General features: G+C 70.0%; 5 protein-coding genes. 3 read left to right on the top strand and 2 right to left on the bottom strand.

What is annotated here, in order from left to right:
* Positions 1-31: 31 nt before the first annotated feature.
* Positions 32-1,063, bottom strand: a complete 1,032-nt coding sequence (locus LK542_RS23635) for an AraC family transcriptional regulator (RefSeq protein ID WP_227813830.1) — start codon at positions 1,061-1,063, stop codon at positions 32-34.
* Between the two features lie 74 nt (positions 1,064-1,137).
* Between LK542_RS23635 and LK542_RS23640 the strand changes: the two genes are divergently transcribed.
* Genes LK542_RS23640 through LK542_RS23650 form a run of 3 tightly spaced genes read left to right on the top strand, consistent with a single transcriptional unit; the run spans position 1,138 to position 5,859 of the window.
* On the top strand, positions 1,138-2,733 hold the full coding sequence (locus tag LK542_RS23640) for an FAD-binding oxidoreductase (RefSeq protein WP_227813831.1): 1,596 nt from the start codon (positions 1,138-1,140) through the stop codon (positions 2,731-2,733).
* Entirely contained in the window at positions 2,730-4,304 is a 1,575-nt protein-coding gene (locus tag LK542_RS23645; protein WP_227813832.1) for a glycerol-3-phosphate dehydrogenase/oxidase, read from the top strand. Before LK542_RS23640 ends, LK542_RS23645 begins: the two co-directional genes overlap by 4 nt.
* Positions 4,297-5,859, top strand: a complete 1,563-nt coding sequence (locus tag LK542_RS23650; protein WP_227813833.1) for an FGGY-family carbohydrate kinase — start codon at positions 4,297-4,299, stop codon at positions 5,857-5,859. The genes LK542_RS23645 and LK542_RS23650 overlap by 8 nt, the downstream gene beginning before the upstream one ends.
* On the opposite strand, the gene LK542_RS23655 is transcribed toward LK542_RS23650, so the two are convergent.
* Entirely contained in the window at positions 5,860-7,215 is a 1,356-nt protein-coding gene (locus tag LK542_RS23655) for a diguanylate cyclase (protein WP_227803382.1), read from the bottom strand. It lies immediately after the preceding gene.
* Positions 7,216-7,470: the final 255 nt, after the last annotated feature.

The raw sequence follows: 7,470 nt of genomic DNA on the forward strand, positions 1-7,470 counted from the left end.
CGGCCGGTATCGGTCGATTGACCGAGGGAGACTAGTTGGCTGCCTCGCGCCAGGCGCCAGGATTCATCCCCGACCACTCGCGGAAAGCATGCGTGAAGGCGCTCTGCTCCTGGTAGCCCAGCAGGAAAGCGATGTCGACCAGGTTCAGGTCGCGCTGGCGCAGGTAGCCACGCGCCAGCTCGTAGCGGGCGCCGTCCAGCACTTGCTGGAAGCTGGCGCCCGCTTCGGCCAGCTTGCGCTGCAGGGTGCGCGGCGATACGCCCAGGCTGGCGGCGACCGTGGGCAGGCGCGCGCCGCCGTGCGCCAGCCTGTCGATCACGATGGCGCGCACCTGCGCCAGGATGCCGTCGCCGGCGCTGCGCTCAGTCAGCAGGCGCTCGGCGTGCTGGCGCAGCACCGGATACAGGCTGGGGTCGGCGTTCGGCACCGGCATGCCGAGCAAGGCGGCGTCGAAGCGCGCCACGTTGGCGGCGGCGCCGAACTGCGGGACGGCGCCGAGCACGCGCAGGTATTCGTCTGCCGGCGCCTCGCCTGCGTGGACAAAGGCCAGGTGGCGCGGTCCGAGCGGTCGCCCGGCCAGCCAGCTGCCGAACACGCGGATGCCGGCGAACACGCTCTCCACCAGATGGCGCGAGGCGCTTGGATAGTGGCTGGTCCAGCCGTACAAGGCCTCGGCTCCCGCCAAGGCCAGATGCGAGCGGCCCAGATCATGGGCAAGCTGTTCGTAGCGTAGCGTCTGTTCCAGCGCCTGGCCGAAGTCGCGGCAGGCCATCAGGACCAGGCCATACACCGAAAAGGTGCCGGGCCGCACCCGCTCGCCGACGTGCAGGCCGAAGTGCGGGTCGCCGCTGAGAACCGCGCCTGCTTCCAGCAGGGCGATGTAGTGGCGCGCGGCGATCGAGTCGGCGCCGAGCGTCTCCAGCGGCACCGCGGCCGCCCTGGCCAGCCGGGCGCCATCGACCCCGTGCGCCGCGGCCGTCTCCAGCACCGGCTGCAGGTAGGCGCCGGTCACGCGGCCGCCATCCGGGCGGGTGGATGACGCAATGGAGCAAGGCTCTGTCATGAAAGCGCAATACGGTTGGGATGAGGGTCGCTACGCTGGCCAGTATATACAAGCATAACAACAGGGAAAAGAGCATGCGGCGCTGGAATGGCTGGGGAGACGATGCGGTCGAGATGGAGCTGGGCGTAGAGGCGCGCGCCTTCCTGCAGGAGCGCCTGGGTCAGGGCGTGGCGCCCCGCGATGCGGCATTCGATGCTGCCTGCGCGCAGCTGGGACCAGGGCGGCTGCCGCCGCATCCGCTGGTCGACGCCAGTCCCCAGGCGCGGCTGCTGCACGCATTCGGCCAGAGCCTGCCCGACTGGCTGCGTCTGCGTCATGGCCGCATCCATGCCGCGCCGGACGGCATCGGCTATCCGGAGTCCGGGGAACAGGTGCGCGAACTGCTGGCCTTTGCCACCGCCCACGGCGCCGACGTGATCCCCTATGGCGGCGGCACCAGCGTGGCCGGCCACCTGGGCGTGCAGGACAGGGCGCGTCCGGTCCTCAGCATCGACATGGGACGGATGCGCGCCCTGGTCTCGCTCGACCGCGAGGCCCAGCTGGCGACTTTCCAGGCCGGTGTCGCCGGGCCCGACCTGGAAGCACAGCTGCGCGCGCACGGCTACACGCTCGGCCACTTCCCGCAATCCTTCGAATACTCGACCCTGGGCGGCTGGGTGGTGACCCGCTCGTCCGGCCAGCAGTCGCTGCGCTACGGCCGCATCGAGCAGCTGTTCGCCGGCGGCACGGTGGAAACGCCGCAGGGCAGGCTCGAGATCCCGACCTTTCCCGCTTCCAGCACAGGCGTGGACCTGCGCGAGATGGTGCTCGGCTCCGAGGGGCGCCTCGGCATCCTGACCCAGGCCACGGTACGCATCAGCCGCCTGCCGCAGATCGAGGCCTTCCACGCCGTGTTCTTCCCGCGCTGGGAGGGGGCGCTGGCGGCGGTGCGCGAGCTGGCGCAGGCGCGCCTGCCGCTGTCGATGCTGCGCCTGTCAAATGCGGTCGAGACCACCACCATGCTGAAGCTTGCCGGCCACCCGCGGCTGGTGCGCCTGCTGGAAAGCTGGCTCGCGCTGCGCGGCTGCGCCGACGGCAAATGCATGCTGCTGGTCGGCGTGAGCGGGACAAAAGCGCAGGCGCTGCCGGCCCTGCGCTCGGCGCTCAAGCTCGCGCGCGGCTACGGCGGCGTGCATGCCGGTCGCGGCCTGGGCGAGCGCTGGCGCCGCAACCGCTTCCGCAGCGTCTACCTGCGCAACGCCGCCTGGGCCCACGGCTACGCGATCGACACCGTGGAGACGGCGCTCGACTGGCCGCGCGTGAGCGAAGCGATGGAAAGCATCGAGCGCGCCGCCGCCGGCGCCCTGCAAGCCTCGGGCGAACGGGTGCACGCCTATACCCACCTGTCGCACCTGTATCCGCAGGGTGCGAGCGTGTATTCGACCTTCGTGTTCCGCCTGACGGGCAATTTTGAGGCCGACCTGCTGCGCTGGCGCCAGCTGAAGGACCGCGTGTCCGAAGCGATCGTGGCGGCCGGCGGCACCATCAGCCACCAGCACGGCGTCGGCACTGACCACGCGCCATGGCTTGCTGCGGAAAAGGGCGAGCTGGGACTGGGCGCGATGCGTGCGCTGTTCCGCCATTTCGACCCGGACGGGCGCATGAACCCCGGCAAGCTGGTCGCTCCATGAAGAACGACGATCTCGACGTACTCGTGATCGGCGGCGGCATCACCGGCGCAGGGATCCTGCTGGAAGCGGCGCGGCGCGGCCTGAAGGCCATGCTGGTCGAGCAGCGCGACTTCGCCTGGGGCACCTCGAGCCGCTCGTCCAAGCTGGTGCACGGCGGCCTGCGCTATCTGGCCGAGGGACGGCTGCGCCTGACCCGTGAGTCGGTGCGCGAGCGCGAGGCGCTGCTGCGCGATGCGCCCGGCCTGGTCGAGCTGCAGGGCTTTGCCTTTGCCGACTACGGAAACAGCCGGCGCAAGCGGCGCAGCTTCCTGGCCGGCCTGGCGCTGTACGACCTGATGGCGGGACAGCGTCGCATCTGGCCGCAGCGACACTGGCTTGACGCCGATGCCTTCCTGATGCTGGCGCCGAACATCCGGCGCGAGGGCCTTGCGGGCGGCATCCGCTACCTCGATGCCAAGACCGACGATGCGCGCCTGGTGCTGCGTGTGCTGGATGAGGCGCGCAGCCATGGCGCGCAGGCGCGCAACTACGTGGCGGTCGAGTCCCTGCAGCGCAGCAGCGGGCGCGTCACCGGCGCATTGTTGCGCGACGCCCGCAGCGGGGAGGGCAGCGCCATCACTGCGCGGGTCGTGGTCAACGCCACCGGCGCCTGGGCCTGCGGAATCCCGGGGCAGGGCAGTCCCCCGCGCCTGCGTCCGCTGCGCGGTAGCCACCTGGTGCTGCCCGCCTGGCGCCTGCCGCTGGCGCAGGCTGTCAGCCTGATGCACCCCGCCGATGGCCGTCCGGTGTTCGCCTTTCCCTGGGAGGGCGTGACCCTGGTCGGCACCACCGACGTCGACCATGCGGAGGGCCTGGCCGCGGAAGCGAAGGTGACGCGGCGCGAGTTCGACTACCTGATGGCGGCGCTGCGCGCCCAGTTCCCGCAACTGGGCTTGCTTGACGCCGACGTGCTGGCGACCTACGCCGGCGTGCGCCCGGTACTCGATAGCGGCACCCGCGGAGCGCCCTCGAAGGAGACGCGCGAACACCTGGTGTGGGACGAGCCGGGCCTGGTCGCCGTCACCGGCGGCAAGCTGACCACCTTCCGCGCCATCGCCCTCGACGCGCTGGGCCACGTCGCGCGCCAGCTGCCGGATTGGCGGGCCGACCTGGCGCCACGGCCGGTGTTCCCGCACCGGTCCATCCCGTGCGGCCCGCGCGGCGTCCCGGTCGCTTTCCTGGAGCGCCTGGCCGGACGCTATGGGCGTCATGCCCAGCATGTCGTCGACGCCGCGCGTCCGGGCGAGCTCGAGACCATTGCCGGCACGCTGACACCTTGGGCCGAGCTGCGCTGGGCCGCGCGCAGCGAAGACGTGTGGCGCCTGGACGACCTGCTGTTGCGCCGCACGCGCCTGGGGCTCCAGCTGCGCGCTGGCGGGCGCGAGCTGTTACCCCGCATCCGTGCCATCTGCCAGCCGGAGCTCGGCTGGAGCGACGCACGCTGGGAGGCCGAGCAGGCCGCCTACCTTACACTGTGGCAATCCCATTACGGCCTGCCTGGCGCCGAACCGCACGAGCATTCCCATGATTGAACCCCTGATCCTCGCCATCGACAACGGCACCCAGAGCGTGCGCGCCCTGCTGTTCGACCTGAAGGGCGACATCGTCGCCAAATCGCAGGTGGCCCTGCTGGACTACGCCAGCCCGCAGCCCGGCTGGGCCGAGCACGACCCGGAGGGCTTCTGGCAGGCGCTGTGCCGGGCCTGTCAGGACTTGTGGCTTCAACCGGGGGCGGACCGGTCGCGCGTCAAAGGGGTGGCCGTGACCACCCAGCGCGGCACCGTCATCAACCTCGACCGCGAGGGCAAGGCGCTACGTCCGGCCATCACGTGGCTCGACCAGCGCCGCACCGAGGCCGTGCCGCCGATCGGGCCCCTGTGGCGCACTGCCTTCAAGCTGGCGCGCGTAAGCGGCACCATCGATTACTTCCGCGGCGAAGCCGAGATCAACTGGATCCGCGCGCACCAGCCGGAAGTGTGGCAGGCGACCGACAAGTTCCTGCTGCTGTCGGGCTACCTGAACTGGCGCCTGTGCGGGCGCTTCGCCGATTCGTCCGGTTCGCAGGTGGCCTATCTGCCCTTCGACTACCGCCGGCGACGCTGGGCCGGGCGGCGCGACTGGAAGTGGCAGGCGCTGGCGGTCGAGCCGCACATGCTGCCCGAGCTGCAGGAACCCGGCACCCACCTGGGCGAGATCGGCGCCCAGGCGGCAAGCGAGACCGGCATCCCCGAAGGCCTGCCGCTGCTGGCCGCCGCCGCCGACAAGGCCTGCGAGGTGATCGGGGCCGGCTGCAGCGCCCCGCACGTGGGCTGCCTCAGCTACGGCACCACGGCCACGATCAACACCACCACCACGCGCTACGTCGAGGTGACGCCTTTCGTGCCGCCCTATCCGGCGGCAGTCCCGGGCGCCTACAGCACGGAAGTGCAGGTGTTTCGCGGCTATTGGATGGTCAACTGGTTCAAGGAGCAGTTCGGCCACCACGAACAGTCGCGCGCGCTGCTGGAAGACGTGGCGCCCGAGCGCCTGTTCGACGAACTGGCCCGGGCCGTCCCGCCGGGATCGATGGGCCTGATGCTGCAGCCCTACTGGACGCCCGGCATCCGGGTGCCTGGGCGCGAGGCCAAGGGCGCCATCATCGGCTTCGGCGACGTGCACACCCGCGCCCACGTCTACCGCGCCATCCTGGAAGGGCTGGCTTATGCGCTGCGCGAAGGGAAGGAGCGGATCGAGCGACGTAGCGGCACCCGTATCACCGAGCTGCGCGTGTCCGGCGGCGGCTCACAGAGCGACGCGGCGATGCAGCTCACCGCCGACATCTTCGGCCTGCCGGTCGCGCGCCCGCACGTGTACGAGACCTCGGGCCTGGGCGCGGCGATCGACGCCGCCGTGGGCCTCGGCCTGTATCCGGACTTCGCCTCGGCCATCAGGGCGATGACGCGGGTGGGCCGGGTGTTCGAGCCGATCTCGGCCAACCAGGCCGTGTACGAGCGCCTGTACCGCGAGGTCTACCTCAAGATGTACCGCCAGCTGCAGCCGATGTACCGCGACATCGCGCGCATCACCGGCTATCCGCAGCAGGTCTGATCAGCGAGCCATGGCGCGCTGCATGGCTTCCCAGGCATAGCCGCCTTCCACCGCCTTGACCTGGTTGCGTCCGGCCGCCTTGGCTTCGTACATGGCGCGGTCGGCGGTCAGGAACAGCGAGCGCAGGTCGTCGAACTGGGTCGGCACGAAGCTGGCCGCGCCGATGCTGACAGTGACGTAGTCCGAGGTGTCCGAGCGCGGGTTCGGCACGCGCAGGCGTTCGATGTCGCCGCGGATCGACTCGGCCACCTTGGCCGCCCCCGCGTGCCCGGTGTCGGGCAGCAGCAGCACGAATTCCTCGCCGCCGTAGCGTGCCGCCAGGTCGGTGGCGCGCAGCGCGTGCGCCTGCAGGCAGTTGGCCACCGCCTGCAGGCACTGGTCGCCGGCGGCATGGCCGAGCAGGTCGTTGTACAGCTTGAAGTGGTCGACGTCGAGCACCAGCAGCGACAGCGGCCGCGCGGTGCGGATGGCGCGCTGCCACTCGCGTTCGAGGCAGGCGTCGAACTGGCGCCGGTTGGCGATGCCGGTCAGCGAATCGGCCAGGGCGGCGCGCTGCAGCGCGGTTTCGGAGCGCTTGTGGTGGCTGATGTCGTGCAGCAGCGCCACGTAGAGCTGCTCGCCCGGGGCCAGCGCCGACAGGTTCAGGTCCATCGGGCGCAGGCTGCCGTCGGCCCCCTGCAGCAGCACTTCGCGGGTGCCCTGGCAGCGCGCGGCGGCGGCATCCTCGCGCCGCTCGAAGTAGTCGGCGTAGTCGCTCGCCGCCGGCTCGGCCAGCAGGGACGCTAGCTGCCGGCCCGCCAGTTCGGATTCGCGGTAGCCCAGGCAGCGCTCGCAGGCCGGGTTGGCGTACTGGATACGGCCGTCCGCGCCGACCAGCAGCAGGCCCTCGTCCATGCCTTCGACGATCATGCGCAGGCGGCGCGCCTGGCGCTTCTGGTGCTCGCTGCTGGACTGCATCTGCAGCTGGGTGCGCACGCGCGCCCGCACTTCGGGCAGGCGTACCGGCTTGGAGATGTAGTCGACCGCGCCATGGTCGAAGCCCGACACGACGTCGTCGGTCGTGCTGCAGGCGCTGACAAAAATGACCGGGATGCCGGTGGTCTCGGGATGCGCCTTCAGGCGGCGGCAGGTCTCGAAACCGTCCAGCCCCGGCATCATCACGTCGAGCAGGATCAGGTCCGGCTGGACCCGCTGCGCCAGGTCGATGGCGCGCACGCCCGAGTTGGCAACGAAGGTGTGGTAACCCTGGCTGCGCAGCATTTCGTCGAGCAATTCGAGGCTGTCCGGTGCGTCATCGACGATCAGGATCGTCGCCTGGCGAACCGGCGGGTAGAGCGCGGAAGAAGGGGAATTCATACTGTCGCAATGTTGCCGAAAGGTAAGGCTGCGAGGATGATACTCCCATTAGGGATAGTTGGGGTGATTGTGTTGCCGAATATCCACCATCGATAACAATCTTGCATTTAAAACAAAAACCGCCGGACATGTGAACTGACCCCCAAAAGTTGGACACAACTTTTGGGGTTTTTTCATGACCAAGTACAGCGAGCAATTCAAGCTCGCGGTTGTCCAAGACTATCTAGCCGACAGCTCTATTGGGTATCGTGGGAT

Source organism: Massilia sp. IC2-477 (assembly GCF_020707265.1).
In the GTDB taxonomy this organism is placed as follows: domain Bacteria; phylum Pseudomonadota; class Gammaproteobacteria; order Burkholderiales; family Burkholderiaceae_D; genus Telluria.